A 16,597-nucleotide genomic window follows, 5' to 3' on the forward strand; every position below is an offset into this window, starting at 1 on the left:
TACATAAATGGATATAGTTTATTAATTATATCTAAAATCAGTTATCAATAGCTATCTAGACTGACATTCTGTGTGATATAGATCCAATAATGACTGTAATTGGTTTTTTAACTCTTCTATCTTTGCTATTGCCTGTCTTCTTTTTTTATAAAAAAGATCAATATTACCATTATTACAAGCCTTTTTACTTTCTAAAAAATAGAGATAAGAGCGATATATTTTACTTAAGTACTCAAATTCTATATCTGATTTAGGTAACATATCTTGAGCCTCTTTACAGCTAATAATAGCCGAATCGATTTGCTGTAAATCATAATGAGCTTTAGTCTTTGTAAATAATAATTTATGCTCTTCTCCTTGTAGCAATCCTTTATTTACGATTGCCAATGCTTCTAAAGCATTATTGTTTTTTAAGGATAGCTCTGCAATGAAATTATATTCTTCAGGTTGTATTTTTTTCTCCTCTCCATAGATTTCAGAAATTAACTTATTCTTGTATGTAAGTGTTTTTAGGATTTGCTGTGATTGCATCTGTAACATATCACTTTTTATCCAAGGGTAAAAAACACGGTATAAACCGTTTGATATAGTGAAATTTGGAGTTTTATTATGGTTAATCCCCTTAATAATGTCAATATTAAAATATGTAAGATCTCCAAGATGTTCTTTTAGTTTTAGTAATTGTTTGCTGATATAGGTATCATTTTGTCCAATAGTACCACTACTTATATAGATATGTTTATTAATTATATGACTCGGTAGATCTTGATCCGTATATGAATTAATCAGTTGATCAGAAACTGCAGGACTAAAAATGATATTACCATCAAAATTAAAGGCCGGATCTCTTAAAGACTGTAGATGAAACGATCCTGATAATGAAAACGAAACCATTACCTTATAGCCAGCAGTATTATAATTAGTTGCTAGATATGGGATCAATTCCTCCAATATAAATCTCCTAAAAGATTCATTGGTATAGTCCTTTCTCCTATTTTCTGTAATGATACCTACCAATAATGATTGGGGTAATTCATCATCAAATGAATTGCCATATACAAGATTAGATTTGATCAGTTCATAGAAAATATCCTCCTGTGCATCTAAAACCACTACAATAGGTTTTTTGATATCCTTGTTAGGATCAAAAACCTTAATTTTTCTAAATTCTTTAAGAATCTTAGAATGTATTGTGATTTCGTTTGCCGATCTATCCTGCGCACTCATTGTAAAAAATACGGTTACAAGGAGCAATAAATAGAATATGTTAAAACCATTTTGCTTCATAAGGATTATAATTACATTTTTTAGGTTTTGCTGTTTTAATTTCATCTTTGCTCATATGTGCCCTACAATCAGAACACACTGTACGATACTCGCACACCTTACATTCATCTATCTGATTTTTAGTAACACCCCATAATTCTTGAAAACTTGCTAGCTCTACAATTTCTTTAAGACTGGATACTTCTTTTATATTTCCATAACTATCTTCTAATGTTGGACAATTTTTGATATTTCCATTGACATCAACACCTATTTTACGATGCAAACAAGAATTAAAATATAATGATTCGTTATGATGTAGTAAAGTAGGAGCAAATAGCGATGTTGAGATTATTCCGCAATGAGTCTGATCAGTAATTGTCTGATCGGTATACACAAACTTTTCTTTATTTCTTGCCGTAGCTAATCTTGTTACAACATCTTTTGGTGAACCATGAATTACCATACCTTTAATCCGAAGATAATTCTGAACTAAATATCTATAGTCTTCAAAACTAATTTCGGGATTATATTTCAACAATAACTCTACGCTGCTGATACGTTTTCCTTTTATTAGATCTAATATATCCAGCAGGAATGTCCAAGATATCCTATCAAAAAACCGTATTTGTATTGTTGTACAATTTACTGTATCAAGCGTATTGAATACGTGCTTAAAATCATAATTTGAACTTTTGTTATAATCGATAATAGCATTGGTAATCTGATCAGGAGAATCCCACTTAGTATCAATATCAGTAAATAAGTTAGGAGTATCAGTATAGAACCCTAATTCATTTGCAATAAGAAAATCTAAATATTCCTGTATATCATCTGATTCGTATGTTATCTTTACATCGGCTATAGGGCTATCATTCAAACTTGTAAGAATAGGGATTAAGCTATTTGAAACATGAAAAATCTCATTACGTTGTGTATCCACAATGACCGATCTTTTATACCCTTCTACCAATTTACAATTGGCAAATAATTTAAAATATTTCTTATTCATTGTACAGCTGGTCAAAATTGACAATTTTAGAGATTGGTTTTTTTAGGTTCTTATGTGGAGAGTAATATGAAGTCTTATAAAAATCCACACTAATGGCCTCCTTCTTGTTTGGATCCAAGTTAAGCTCCATCTTGTACAGGTAATTGTACATGACTGGGAGTTTAGATAGATACTGTTCTTCTATAATCTGAAACTCTTGTTCGTATATATTATCATTATCATTCATAGTTTAACTAATTAAGTATTCTGCAATTTTCTTTTCTAATTGATAGTTACAAGGATCCGAGACCATACCAAATTGTCCCACTGGATTTACTTCTAGATATACATATTCATTATCCACAGAATAAATCAAATCAAGAGAACCTGTATGTAACTTTAAAGACTGCATTAACGTATGCACTTTTTCCGTAATATCATCTGGGAGTTGATAAGGAATTCTTCTATTCTCTTTATCACGATTATATTTCCTGAAATCTGTTTCGGTTTGTTGATCATTCTGTGAAAAAATTGCCATAGAGTAGCAAACACCATTTAGATAGAACACTCTAAGCTCATATTGCTTTTCTATTTTTTCCTGAAAGAATGACGGAAAAAAATGATCCGGTAAAGTATCAATGACCTTATCTGAAACACCTTCTGTATAACCAAAATATCTATTATCATCGTCTTGAGTAAGAATAACTTCTTGTACTCCTTTTGTAATTATTTCCCCCTGTGCTTCCTTAAATTTTTTTAGATATTTCTTTTCACTAGTTACAATGGATTTAGGAACTTTAAGCCCAGCCTTGGCCGCTTTATCCAATTGAACTAGTTTACAAATATCAGCCGTCTTTTTATTACCAAGCACCTTATTTTCTCCATTTTCAAAAACGTAGTGTAAGAATACATTAAGACTATGATCTTCAGATTTTAAATGTTGATACACTTTTGATTTTATTTGGGAAGTATTAAAAAATTCTGGGAGAGTATCATTTTTCTGATAATATTTAGGAATTCCACCTCTACGATACCAATATCCCTTAACATCTTCAAGTTTTATAGTCTCGCCCTCAAAATATAGGACCATATTTTCCAAGTCCTGAATATCAAAGTGTAATGATTTTAATGAATCTTCGTCTACATTAATTCGAATACATTGATGATTAAAGTGTCTTACCCAGTCCATGACCTCACAAGTACTTAGATCAGCTTTTTGACTTACAATTAATACCATAGTAGTTATTTTTATTAAATGATTTAAATGTGATATAATGAATTAGGCAAAAAGTAGGTAGTTGAAAAGAGTCCTTTTCAACTACCTATACCTCTACTATTCGAAACCTACAGCAGATATTTGATCACTTAAACCTCCGCCACCATTAGCGTCTTGCTCACAAGATCCACCACAAGCACTATCTGAATCAAAGGTAGATTCTCTTGTTTCTTTAGAGTTAGTTAATGTGTCTCCTGCACCTTTTACAAGGTTCAATGCATCTAATCTTAAGTCTTCGAATTTTTCTATTTTTTTCATCTTTATGAAAATTAATATGATTTGTACCTACTCTATTTAAAAAAGGCTTTTCGGTTTCGGCCTTGAGTTACGCAACTGTTTTGATCGAGTCAAATATAGATTGAGAAAAGAGGTCAAAGCAACGGCAGTAACTCGATATTCATAAATAACAGGGTTGTTATTTATGAATATTGTGTGTTTTGATTTTTATTAACACTTTGATTTTTAGATTTTTAAAAAAACAACTTATCTATGGGTTTAAAACGATGTCAACGATTGTCTATATTATATGAAAAGAGTGAAATGATACATTTACTACATAAAAATATTTAGTTTTTAATTTAGTTTTCTGTAAAAATTTGGAATAATTCTTTGATTAAAGTAGAAAAAGTCAAATCGCCTATTTATTTATAAAAAATTGAACTACACCGATAAGAAATTCATCGTTTATAGTTTATAATGGAGTTTATTTTAGAAACTCATAACATAACCAACCTATACATTATTTAATCATAACGAGGTGAAGACAATATATTGGAAATAGTTTTTCCGATATAGCACCTATATTCTTGGAGATGGTTAAGTATTTTTTTAGACAGAGAAAATTAGATCGAAACCGTTAGTACTTTAAAGTAAAAAACTAATAACATCTTTAAAAGACTTCTATAAATTATTGAACGAAAGATCGATTTTATAGTTCTTTATTTGATACTTGCTGAATTTTCGGAAAATTCTACCAAAAAAGCAGATTGTAGAAGTTTCGCTAAAACTAAATGAAGATAAAATATATAGATTTAATAACTCCGTTCCTTTTTTAGGTAATTTCTGCTATTTAAGAAAACACAAATAAAGTATTAAAATAAATTGGTAAATTGAAAAAGTCTTTAACGTGGTTTTGGGGATGAGAATGTATCTTTTACAAGATTTAATTGATCTAATTTTATGTCTTCAAGTTTTGTATTTCTTTCATTTTGTAAATATTAATATAATGTAAAGCTTCTCTGTCACAAGACTTTTCGATTTCGACCTCTTGTTACTTAAATATTTTAATCAGATCAAAATAAAAAGTAGACGTTAAGCTAATTACAAGTGTAATATCTCAATATTTATATAATACTACATAATGACGTCCATAATATCGTAGTTATTCCCAATGAAAAAATAGAAATTGATATTCTGAATTATATAAATCAATATAATAGAGCTAAAACCTAAACTCTAATTGTAATAGAATATATCTGGGTAGTAAGCGATATTGGGTGGTAAGGCTTCCAGTATCACTTAATGAAAAATTAGTGAAGTTTTTGGTGTTTAGTAAATTTTTACCGTGCAGGGAAAGCATTAAGGTATTTTTCTTTATACTATAACGGACATCAAAATCCAGAAAATTATATACATTATTGTTAGTATCCAGGTTACCAAAGAAGTAACGCTCTCCCTTAAGTTCTATGTCTATACGATCATTAAATACAAAAGACAGATCTATAAAACTAAGGTTGTCAGTAAATGAATTGGTAGTTTGGACTTGAATACTATTTGTTGTCCACTTAGAGCCTACATGATAATTAAAAAAACCTTTGAATCCAGAACGCAATTCTAATCCATAGGTATAACTTCTGGAGGTAACTTCTCTAAGATCAGAATCATTAATAATGTTTTTATAGTTAGATCCTGAGTATCCTAAATTTAATTTTAGATTAGAAGAAATCGGTCGGAAATATCGATCTATATTACTGTTGATAGTAAGTTGCTCTCTGTTTTTTATTAAAACCTTTTCTGATTGATTAAAGTTTTGAGTGATTAATGTATTGGTAGAAAAAAAATCGTGGTTTTTAGTGTAGAGAATAAAAGTATTTGCAAAAAAACGATCTCCCCAACTTCCTAGGTTATAGTTAAAACTAAAGATCGAAGCATCTAATTGGTTAAACTCTCCAGTACCCCTGGAAAATGTTCTAAATCCGGTGAGCAAGAACCGATTATATACCTGAATAATATCTGCATTAGTCCTATTGTATGCATATAAAGATGTGATTTTGTTATTTTTATTAATCTGCCAATCAAAACTTATGGATGGATTGATAAAAAATGGAGATTGTTTTTTGGTTAGCAAAGTAGTCTCTATATGGTTAAATAACTGATGTACATTTAGTTTCCCCATCAAGCCGATGTCCCCAATTTCTGCACGATACTTTGCACCAAGATATAGATTGTTAGTATGATAAACCATATCATTTTGATATTCTTCGGGAGTTAATCGCACGAAAGTTTGTTCTTGTAGTTGCAACGCACTTTTAAGTTGATCTTTTCTATATTTATTTCCTAATTTTACTTCTAGCAAATTATTATTTCGCTTACGTTGTAACAGATGTGCTTCTATTCCAGCAAATTGCATTTTAGATTTAATCGTTTGAGTTATATTATCAATGTTATCACTGCTGGCAAATAACTCAGAAAATATGAATTTATCCACGGCATACTCCTGTGATAATTTTTCGTCAATATATCTGGAAGTCAATAATAGAATATCTTTTTTGCCAAATTTATTGGAAAAAATAACTTTTTGATCCAATAACTGTCGATCACTCTGTAGGTGTTGGAGTGTCGTATTTTGATTAAAGTCTAAATTAGAGGTGTCGGACTGATCCTTGTCAGAATATCTAGAGATATATTGTAGTGTTTTATTTTTAGTGATATCATAGGTTATATGAGTTTTCACAAAACCCAGTTTTTTATCACTTTGTAAAACAAAATCTTCGGTATTGGTAAAATTAGTGGCATTCGCACTAAAAGTTTCTGAACTATTTCTAAAAAAATCAATAGTTGACCAATTTAGGAACCCTATTGTTTTTATTTTCAGTTTTTTTGTAGGATTGAAAATAGTATTGATAGATAATAACTCGTCATTATTAAAACTTGTTCGCTCTTTTTTGAAATTAAGGATATCCCCTGTAAAACTAAAAAAAGGGCTAATTTTTTGATGATCTCCAATATTAGAAGATTCATTTTGGGAAGAAGGGTCAATTAAGTATTGAAGATCTTGAGTTACATCATAACCAGTATTATTTAAGTTTCCTAAAAAATAATATTTATCCTTTTGACCAAAATTCATAATATTAGATTGTACCTCATACCGATTTTCTGAAGCCAATCCATATCCTAAAGCAGTATTACCAAACCATTTTCTTTTGGCTTCCTCATTAAGTTTAAGATTCAGCGCTACTTTATCACTTTCTTCTATGTTTTTAAGAAGCCGGTTGTGTGAGTAGTGTTGCAGGAGTTCTACTTTCTCTATTGGGTTTGCCGGCATATTTTTAGTCAATATTTTGTATCCTTTTTCAAAAAAATCATCACCTTCGATCATTACCTTTTCTACTTCTCTGGAGCCTACTCTGATGGTTCCTTCTGAGTCAATGTTTATTCCCGGTATATTTTTCAGGACATCTTCTACCACTTGTTCATTTCCTTTAATAAAAGAAGCCACATTAAAAATCACCGTATCTTTTTTTTGTATTATGGCTCGTTCTGTTTTTATTACAACCTCTCCCAATGTTAAGGGCTCTGGCATCATTATAATATCTAGTATGGGATAAGCTCCTTCCCCTATAGTAATAGGAATTATTTTTTGTTTATATCCAAGAGCAGAAAATTGAAGATTATAAAATCCTGATTGTTCCGTTTCTAATGCAAAATTTCCGTTGTTGTCCGTATACGAAAAAGCGATGAGAGCAGATGAGATAGTATCCTGTAAGATCACATTTATATTAATCAATGGCGAAAGATCTACGGCATCTTTTATTGATCCCTTAACGCTATACTGTGCAGTAGTATAAAAATGACAGAAGAAAAAGAACAGAAATAGGAATTTAATCTTCATAGATCTCGATATGCTTAACTATTGGTGTTTTTACTTGTACTCTATACCCTCGACCAAATTTAGTAGCCATTCTTTTACCCAAGTCATCAATAAAACTATTTAATCGGATTTGATAATCTTGTCTATTAATTTTTAAATAGTCCTGATCTACAGTATCGTTTACCGGGAGATTGTTTTTGGTAATTTTGGTGGCATAAATCTGTACCTCTTGAGTCAGATCGTGAGCTTCTAGAATGATACCTGGTAGCCCGTGAAATTTCCAAGGGCCAAAATACCCAGGAAAATCGGTCGTGAACCAAACAATATAGTCTCTGCCTCTATATTGTGCAGTTGCTTTAATACACCTGTAGGAATCAATGTCTTTGGTTTCTGAAGTGATGTTCCAAGAAATTTTAGGCAAACCTTCTTCTACAATGTAGAAATCATCTTCACCAAACCCTTTTTCTAGCTGAACGATAGATTTTGATACTTTATTAGTTTTTATAAAATAACGTGATGTATCGCTAACCTTAAAAGTATAACTTTGATCATCATCTTGATCCTGTTCTATATCCAAATCTTGTAAATTGATGGAGCTATAGCTAAAAAACGATTTTTCTTTGTCAAAGAACAAATTGCATTTGTACCGATCATAATTATTAAAGTTAAGAGACATTTCATAGGTGATCTGAAACTGATAATTCGTTTGGGACTTAACACTACAAACGAGACAGATAAAAACTAGTGATATTATATATTTATACATAGTTTACAGGTTTAATATTATAGAATCATTATGAAGGGTAAACAGGAGGTCTTTATAAAGACCTCCTGTTTATACAGCGCTTTTATTTAAGTGCATCTTTGATCTCTTGTAAGATCTGGTTTGCAATTTCTTGTCCACCATTTCTGATTTCAGAACAAGGTCCACTTACTTCTACAGAAATCTCTATACTTGCAATCCCTACTCCAATAGTCCCAGTAGCCGTAACTTTACAAGTTAGTTCATCATCTAAATCAGCTAGGTTCTCATTAATAAAATCATTGATTCTGGCAGTTAGTTCTTCTGCAGTAGCATTAGTGATATCACCTAAATCGATGCTTAGTATGATATCGTTGTCTGAAACAGTATATGTATTCTCGGTATTCATCGTATTTGCAGTTACTGTTCCTGCGAATAATACCATTGCTAATGCGATTAAAATTGAATTTTTCATTTATATAAAACTTTATAATTTTACCTACTCTGTTTAAAAGGCTTTTCGGTATCGGCCTCTTGTTACGTAACTTTTTTTGATCAATTCAAATATAGAGCGAGAAAGAGGGGCAGTGCAAGGACAGTAACTCGAGATTCATAAATGGTCTACCTGTTATTTATGAATATTGTGTACGGTGTTTCTTTTTAAGTATTTAAAAATCAATAATTTGTAAAATTATATATCTTAATGATAACTTAAACCAAATTGATTATATTTGACGAGCCCGATATACCCCTGATATGGGTAACAATTAGCTATAAACCTACATTAACTAGTTGTAGATAAAATAGATATGACCACCCCTATAAATAGAACTCTCTATAAGCTATTGATTTCCAAGTGTTCTTTAATGAAGAAGTTACTTCTGATAAGTGGCTGTTTTTGTTGTTTGTCATTATTTAGTCAACAAACTAAAGCATTTGTAATTCCGGATTCGTTACAAAATAAAACATATAAAGAGTTAGCCTCATCTATTGTTGAAGAGAAAGAAAATACAGATATAGCTGCCTTTTATGCTTCTTGTTATGTTGCTAAAGCAAAAAGAGAAGATGATCTAGAGAATATTGCTAGGGGGTTTCATTATTTGGCGTATTTAAATACAGATGAAGTCAGAATTCAATATTTTGATAGTATTATCGAGTATACTAAGTCAGGAAATTTAAAAGGATTTACATTACGAACATATCTTATGAAATCCCAATATTATTATGATAAACGTGATTTTAAAAAAGCTTTGGATAACTGTATTAAAGCAAACTCCTACATAGATAAAACAGATGATAAAAACCTGATTATAGAAAACAATTTTAAAATAGGATTAATTAAGACAAGACTGGGATATTATAATGAAGCATTAGCTATTTTTAAACAATGTTCTAATGATTACTTAACGGTTTCTGATAATCACAAGAATTATTTAGGTTCAGTCTATGCCATAGCAGATACATTTAGACATCTGAAAGAATTAGATTCTGCATCTTTTTACAATGAAAAAGGATTAAAAATAGCATTATCTAAAGAATCAGAACAGTGGTATAACTATTTCCTTTTAAATGAAGGAGCTAATCAATATGATAAAAATAATTACAACAAAGCTTTAGATTATATACAAAGATCACTTCCTTATATAAGAGAAATACCAGATAAATCCAATGAAGCAATGGGCTATCATTTCTTGGGAAAAATATACAATCAATTAGATGATACAAATCAATCAGAAATCTATCTAAAAAAAGTAGATACTATATATCAGGAAATAAATGATTTGCATCCAGAGTTACGTATTGGCTACGAAATATTGATCAACAATTATCGCGAAAAAGGGAACCAAAAACAGCAATTGGTGTATATCGAAAAGTTGTTACAAATAGATAGTCTTTTAAAAAGTAATTATGAATATCTAAGTAGAAAATTAAATAAGGAGTATGATACACCAAAATTGATTAAGGAAAGAGACAGTATTATCAATAAATTAAAAAGCAAAAACAAATACTGGGCGATTAGTCTTTTAATAGTATTAGTTGTTTTTGGCATTATATTCTATGCAAACTATAAGAAACAAAAGATTATTCGGGATAAATTTAATAAATATATACAATCGCAAAATATACAACCGAAACTGGATACTTCAGAAAATGATCAACTCTCTATCTCCAAAGATATTCAGGATCATATTATGGAAGGTCTAAAACAATTCGAAATTAATAAAGGCTATTTGGATAATTCAATCTCTCTAAACAGTTTGGCAAAACAACTCCAAACCAATACCAATTATCTATCTAAAATGGTTAATTTCTATAAAGAAAAAAGTTTTGGTAGTTATATTAATGATCTTAGGTTAGAATATACTATTGATCGGTTAAAAACAGAAAAAATGTTTAGAAAGTATTCGATAAAAGCTATTTCCGAAGAGGTAGGATTTAATAATCCAGAATCATTTTCTAAGGCATTTTATAAGAAAACAGAGATTAAACCTTCAAGTTTTATTAAACAGCTTGAAAAAAGAAATTAAAAATAAATTGTTGATTATTAAATATTTACTTTTTTAAAAAACTGTGTATTTATGAATATAGACCGTTACTCATATTACAACTAACTTTTTACCAAAGTATTCTTTTACATTTGTAACCATCACGCATAAAAACTTAAATAAGATGAAAAAAGAAAGTCGTAAAAAATTAACACTAAACAAATTAAAAATTGCCAAACTAGAAAAAATCAGCTATATCAGAGGTGGTGGAGGAGATGATGGAGAAACAATACTTCCTGACCCTCCATATTCTAATGATCGTCTGGATCCTGATTGCTGGCATAAAGGTGGAGGAGATCCTGACGACCAACTAATTGGAATACATCATTTGGCTTAAACTAAAAGATAAAATTAAAAAGGATTATTATAAAGATAATCCTTTTTAATTAACCTTAATTATACTATGAATCATAGGTCTTTTTATTTATTTACTGTAATATTACTTTTCAGCAATTGCGCTAAACATACTAATGGACATCTTTTTTTTGATAACGTTGTTGTTACGAAAGACAGAAGAAATACACTTTTAGAAAGTACGGCTAGAAAATGGCAGCATAAGGATGTTATAGAAGATACCATACCAGGTATAAGTCTGGATAAAGCGTATAGGGATTTGCTTTCAGATAAATCAGGTAACGATATAATTATTGCACTATTAGATAGTCGTATTGATATCAATCACGAGGATCTAAAATCACAAATTTGGCAAAATACTTTAGAAATCCCGAATAATAATGTAGATGACGACGGCAATGGTTATGTAGATGATACCCAAGGATGGAATTTTCTTGGAAATAAGGAAGGTGAAAATATGGTTAGTGCACATTATGCCTATGTTAGATATATAAAAGCAAATAAAAAGAAATTTATCAAGGATTCTATTGATACTTTTTCAAAGGAATATGTAGAATTTCACAGAGCAATGTCACTCTACGAAAAAGAACAAGAACAAGCTAAGCGTAAATTAATTACTGCAGAGAATTCTATTAATAAATACAATGAATCCAAAATAAAATTAAGCGCTTATGTACCTGAGGGTAAATTTACATTAGAAACATTGAAAAACATAGATACTACTGGAAACGGTTTAAAACCTTATGTAGAAAGCCTGTCTTTCTTTGTAAAACACGAATTTACAGAATCTTCTTTACAAGATATTTTAAAAAACAGAAAAAGAAGAATAAAAAAACATCTTAATATAGAGTACGACGAAAGAAGAATTTTAAGAGATGATCCATCTAATTTGAGAGATATGGAGTATGGTAATAATAATGTATTCTCAGATATTGACCAATTAACACATAGTACAAGAGTTGCAGGGTTAATTGCAGCAACTAGAGATAACAATTTAGGAATAGATGGTATTTCTAATCATAATAAAATCATGCCAGTCTGTATTTCACCACTAGGAGATGAACATGATAAAGACATCGCTTTAGGGATTCGATATGCAGTGGATAATGGGGCTAAAGTGATTAACATGAGTTTCGGAAAAAACTTTTCGTTACATAAAGAATGGGTTTATGATGCCCTTCGTTATGCAGCCGAGCATGATGTTCTAATAGTATCATCTGCTGGAAACGGCTCATTAGATTTAGAAAAAGAGAATCATTATTACCCAAATGACAATGATAATAATGGAAAAGAATTCTCTGATACTTTTATGCTTATAGGAGCGATCGGTAATCAATTGAATTCTGGCTTATTACCATATTTTTCCAATTATGGTAAAACCGATGTAGATCTCTTTGCTCCGGGTCATAAGATTTATACAACGCTGCCAAATAATGAATATAAACTAGACAGCGGAACCTCATTAGCAGCCGGAATCGTTTCTGGAGTAGCTGGATTGATACGATCCTATTATCAAAATCTATCAGCAACAGAGGTTAAAAATATTTTAATGAAATCAGGCACCTTATATAATATAGATGTAGAGATCACCGTAGATGATTCCAAAAAAATGGTACCGTTCTCGTCGTTATCTAAATCTGGTCGCGTGGTTAACGCCTATAATGCATTGGTAATGGCAGATGCCATATCTAAATCAAAAAAATAGTTAAGCTGAAGTCAACTACGCTTAAAATCAGATAACCAAAACTTTTCAGGTACTACACTTGAGAATTATATAATAGACATTCGATATTATTAGCTATGCAGAAAAGAAAAAAACTAATTAATTATCTTCTGTACAGAGGATGGGAAAATCAATTAGTTTTTGAGAAGGCTAAAGAACTTATACCTTAATTTAAATATTCTTATTTGTCCTTTTTACAGCCTTTTCATTTTTATACTCCATCCATTTTTGACCTTTGCGCTTACGCATAAAGTTATCAAAATGACGCATAAAAAACACATTATAGGTTGCTTGAACGAAATTGCGTATCTTTTTGGGTACTGATCTGATACTCATCGAAAATCCCGGAGTTAAGTAGGTCATATGATGCCAATATCCTTCTGGCATATACAATGTTTCTCCGTGAGTAAGATGAGTTACATAACCCTTTGCTTTTTTTAATGCAGGCCACTTTTCTAAATCAGGATTGGAGAAATCTATTTGTTGATGGGCGATCAGTGCGTGGGGAACCTTATATAAATATTTTGTCTCAGAAGGAGGGAAAAGAATGCATTGCTTTTCTCCATGAAAATGAAAGTGAAATATGTTCGCTAGATCTATATCATAATGCATGAACACTTTAGAACCTCCACCTCCAAAAAACAAGAAAGGCATTTTTTTAAGGAATTTTAATCCAATTTCCGGGTATTTAAAATCCGTCTGAAGCGCTGGTACTTGTTTCAATAAATTGTAAAGAAAAATTCTATAATTGGTAGGCTCTTTCTTTAAGAGATCTACATACTCGCTCATTTTCATGCTCGTATGAGGCTCATTAAACTTGAATTTAGAATTTATAGGTCGATCATCAAATAACGGTACTTCTTTATCACCTGCGACTTCATTGATATAATCCAGATTCCATTTCTCAAAAGCCGGCCAGTCTTCAATTAATCGTTCAATAACCACAGGTTTTTGAGGAATAAAATAATCCCGCAAAAATTCTTCTTTAGTTATTGTTTCTACTCTTGGTATTTGATCTAAATGTAATCCCACTAACAACGAAATAATTCTAAAACTCTTCTTTCAAAGTCTATAACTCCAACAATTACTTATTCAATAAAGCTTCTTTCCCTTTTTGTTTTGCAAGTTCATTTTTTTCAATGACATGTTCCGGTCTTGACCATTTAGGCTTTTCTCCTTTAGCTTCGAATTTAGAGTCTGCTGCTTCTACTGTATCCGGTTGAGCCTTCTTTACAAATGGCTTTTGAGGATTCAATCCTAACTTTTTAAACATTTCCATATCCTCATTTACATCTGGATTAGGAGTTGTCAATAATTTATCTCCTGCAAAAATTGAGTTTGCTCCTGCAAAAAAGCACATAGCTTGTCCTTCTCTACTCATTTCTGTTCTTCCTGCAGATAATCTTACCTGTGTCTGTGGCATTACAATCCTGGTAGTAGCTACCATTCTAATCATATCCCAAATCTCTACAGGTTTTTCATCTTCCATAGGTGTCCCATCCACAGCAACAAGTGCATTAATTGGTACAGATTCCGGTTGTGGATTTAGCTTTGCCAAAGCTACCAGCATTCCCGCACGATCTTCAGTTTTCTCACCCATCCCAATAATACCTCCACTACATACTGTAACATTGGTTTTACGAACATTATCAATGGTCTGAAGACGATCTTCATATCCTCTGGTAGAAATTACTTCTTTATAATACTCTTCAGATGTATCTAAATTATGGTTGTAAGCATATAATCCGGCTTCTGCCAGTCGCTGTGCCTGATTCTCGGTAATCATACCTAGCGTACAACACACTTCCATTTCCAATTTATTGATCGTTCTTACCATTTCCAATACATTATCAAACTCAGGACCGTCTTTTACATTACGCCAGGCGGCTCCCATACATACTCTGGAGCTCCCAGAAGCTTTAGCACGCAGTGCTTGTGCCTTTACTTGCTGTACACTCATCAAATCATTCCCTTCTATATCGGTATGGTATCTTGCAGCTTGCGGACAGTATCCACAATCTTCAGGACATCCTCCTGTCTTAATAGATAATAAGGTTGAAACCTGTACTGTATTGGGATCGTGATATTCTCTATGAACTGTTGCCGCTTGATATAGCAACTCCATTAATGGTTTATTATAGATATCAAGTATTTCCTGAGATGTCCAATCGTGTCTAATAACGCTCATAAATTAATGGTATGTGAATTTTCAAAAGTAATCGTTTAAAATCAAAAAACACAAATTAGCTTTATCAAATTCGATAGTTTTAATAACAATCTACTTTCTATTTTGATTAAGGGTTGATGGTGATTCCAATAAAACACTCACAGCATTCCCTCCAAACCCTACAGCATTTACCAAGATCTTATTTAGTTTTTTAGGTGTTTTGGTATGTTCAATAAAAGGAACAGGAATAAATTCCTGATGTTTCATCATAAGTATTGCTAGTTCCATACTCAGAATCCCACTAGCTCCAAAAGTGTGTCCAATCTTCCACTTATTTGTCGTCATTGCCGGAGTATTGTCCCCAAAAACTTTCTCAATGGCTTTGCATTCTGCCTTATCTCCTTTTATAGTTCCAGGAGCGTGCAAGACGATAGCATCAATTTCGTCGGTATTATAATTTCCTATAGCCATTTTCATGGATCTCTGAAAACAAATGGCATCTGTAGATATAGATATATTATGTGCTAATGACTCAGTAGCGTAACCAATTCCTGTGATAAGTGCTAATGCATTTTGTTTGATTCCATTTTCTAGACAAGCGACACCTGCTCCTTCTCCCAGAAACATAGAGTTTCTGGTTTTATTCATGTTCATCGCCTGACAAGGGTAAAGCGAAACTTTTCCTGAAGCATAAATTTTTAAAGCTTTCATCTGGGCGATCGTAAATGGAGTCAATGGAGCTTCGCTTCCGCCCACCAAAAACTTATCACTTAGACCAGATTGAAGCCAGGCTATACCGTTAAGCACAGCGTGTAATGCGGTAGAACACGTAATAGAATGACTAATATCCGGACCTTTTGATCTTAGATCCTGCGCAATCCAGGAGGATATATTTCCTAAAGTAGTGGTTGGAGAACTTAAGGTGGAAGATTGATTGGTTTGCAAAAACTCTTTGTGATATTGTTCAAATAGACCAGTTGCTCCTCTGGAAGACCCAACATTAATCCCAAAATTAAAATCATCTTCCCAGTTTGCTTCTTTTATTGCATTTCTTGCAGCAAACAATGCGAATAAGACAGAGTCGTCCAAAGATGCATACTGCGAATTCTCTTCTTTGAGCTTTTCAATTTCTCGTTTAGCCTCCAAATTTAGTTTCGCAATAGGAGTCGGACTGCCCGTAAAATCTTCAAAAGTGATTTTATGGGATGATTCTTTATATAAACTCCAAATCTCTTCAGAAGAAATTCCGAGAGGAGAAATAGATGAAATTCCGGTTATGGATACAGGGTTTTGCAACACTTCATTTTTCAGCAAATGTAGGGGTTTGTTGACCTTTGTTCAACTGATTACTATTTTTTTTGTTTAAATTATAAACACCTAAATTGTAACAAAGATGATCGCTTACAGACATGTAAAATAGAAACAACCTAAATTAATATAAA

At 31.5% G+C, this 16,597-nt stretch carries 14 protein-coding genes; 3 read left to right on the top strand and 11 right to left on the bottom strand.

Annotated features, from left to right (window positions below; all coding sequences use genetic code 11):
• Positions 1–51 precede the first annotated feature (51 nt).
• The 8 genes from ACFSR1_RS11480 to ACFSR1_RS11515 all read right to left on the bottom strand — a co-directional run bounded on the left by ACFSR1_RS11480 (position 52) and on the right by ACFSR1_RS11515 (position 8,840).
• A complete protein-coding gene (locus tag ACFSR1_RS11480; protein ID WP_378292585.1) occupies positions 52–1,332 on the bottom strand; it encodes an alpha/beta hydrolase-fold protein in 1,281 nt (426 codons plus the stop codon).
• The gene (gwsS, locus tag ACFSR1_RS11485) at positions 1,268–2,278 is read right to left on the bottom strand and encodes a grasp-with-spasm system SPASM domain peptide maturase (RefSeq protein ID WP_378292587.1); all 1,011 of its coding nucleotides are present in this window, start codon (positions 2,276–2,278) and stop codon (positions 1,268–1,270) included. Before gwsS ends, ACFSR1_RS11480 begins: the two co-directional genes overlap by 65 nt.
• Complete coding sequence (locus ACFSR1_RS11490; protein ID WP_378292589.1) at positions 2,271–2,504, bottom strand: hypothetical protein; 234 nt, start codon at positions 2,502–2,504, stop codon at positions 2,271–2,273. The genes gwsS and ACFSR1_RS11490 overlap by 8 nt, the downstream gene beginning before the upstream one ends.
• Before the next feature lie 3 nt (positions 2,505–2,507).
• Complete coding sequence (gene gwsG, locus ACFSR1_RS11495; protein WP_378292591.1) at positions 2,508–3,494, bottom strand: grasp-with-spasm system ATP-grasp peptide maturase; 987 nt, start codon at positions 3,492–3,494, stop codon at positions 2,508–2,510.
• 96 nt (positions 3,495–3,590) lie between these two features.
• A complete protein-coding gene (locus tag ACFSR1_RS11500; protein WP_378179487.1) occupies positions 3,591–3,791 on the bottom strand; it encodes a hypothetical protein in 201 nt (66 codons plus the stop codon).
• Between the two features lie 1,183 nt (positions 3,792–4,974).
• Positions 4,975–7,644: a carboxypeptidase-like regulatory domain-containing protein gene (locus ACFSR1_RS11505; RefSeq protein WP_378292592.1), complete on the bottom strand. Its 2,670-nt coding sequence runs from the start codon at positions 7,642–7,644 to the stop codon at positions 4,975–4,977.
• A complete protein-coding gene (locus tag ACFSR1_RS11510) occupies positions 7,634–8,389 on the bottom strand; it encodes a GLPGLI family protein (RefSeq protein ID WP_378292594.1) in 756 nt (251 codons plus the stop codon). Before ACFSR1_RS11510 ends, ACFSR1_RS11505 begins: the two co-directional genes overlap by 11 nt.
• 82 nt (positions 8,390–8,471) lie before the next feature.
• The gene (locus tag ACFSR1_RS11515; RefSeq protein ID WP_378292596.1) at positions 8,472–8,840 is read right to left on the bottom strand and encodes a hypothetical protein; all 369 of its coding nucleotides are present in this window, start codon (positions 8,838–8,840) and stop codon (positions 8,472–8,474) included.
• A 391-nt stretch (positions 8,841–9,231) separates the two neighbouring features.
• Between ACFSR1_RS11515 and ACFSR1_RS11520 the strand changes: the two genes are divergently transcribed.
• The 3 genes from ACFSR1_RS11520 (at position 9,232) to ACFSR1_RS11530 (ending at position 12,970) form a co-directional block, all read left to right on the top strand.
• On the top strand, positions 9,232–10,893 hold the full coding sequence (locus tag ACFSR1_RS11520) for a helix-turn-helix domain-containing protein (RefSeq protein ID WP_378292597.1): 1,662 nt from the start codon (positions 9,232–9,234) through the stop codon (positions 10,891–10,893).
• Positions 10,894–11,035: 142 nt separating this feature from the next.
• Positions 11,036–11,248 carry a hypothetical protein gene (locus ACFSR1_RS11525; protein WP_378292599.1) on the top strand — a complete coding sequence of 71 codons (213 nt, stop codon included), beginning with the start codon at positions 11,036–11,038 and terminating at the stop codon, positions 11,246–11,248.
• A 66-nt stretch (positions 11,249–11,314) separates the two neighbouring features.
• Positions 11,315–12,970, top strand: coding sequence for a S8 family peptidase (locus ACFSR1_RS11530; protein ID WP_378292601.1), 1,656 nt, complete (start codon positions 11,315–11,317; stop codon positions 12,968–12,970).
• A 189-nt stretch (positions 12,971–13,159) separates the two neighbouring features.
• On the opposite strand, the gene ACFSR1_RS11535 is transcribed toward ACFSR1_RS11530, so the two are convergent.
• From ACFSR1_RS11535 to ACFSR1_RS11545, 3 genes are all read right to left on the bottom strand, one after another.
• Entirely contained in the window at positions 13,160–14,020 is an 861-nt protein-coding gene (locus ACFSR1_RS11535) for a cupin-like domain-containing protein (protein ID WP_378292603.1), read from the bottom strand.
• 52 nt (positions 14,021–14,072) lie between these two features.
• Positions 14,073–15,176 carry a biotin synthase BioB gene (gene bioB / locus ACFSR1_RS11540; RefSeq protein WP_378292605.1) on the bottom strand — a complete coding sequence of 368 codons (1,104 nt, stop codon included), beginning with the start codon at positions 15,174–15,176 and terminating at the stop codon, positions 14,073–14,075.
• A 90-nt stretch (positions 15,177–15,266) separates the two neighbouring features.
• Positions 15,267–16,451 (bottom strand): beta-ketoacyl synthase N-terminal-like domain-containing protein, encoded by a 1,185-nt coding sequence (locus tag ACFSR1_RS11545; protein WP_378294500.1) that lies wholly within the window; start codon positions 16,449–16,451, stop codon positions 15,267–15,269.
• Positions 16,452–16,597: the final 146 nt, after the last annotated feature.

This window comes from Aquimarina rubra (assembly GCF_042684305.1).
GTDB classification, from domain to species: Bacteria; Bacteroidota; Bacteroidia; order Flavobacteriales; family Flavobacteriaceae; genus Aquimarina; species Aquimarina rubra.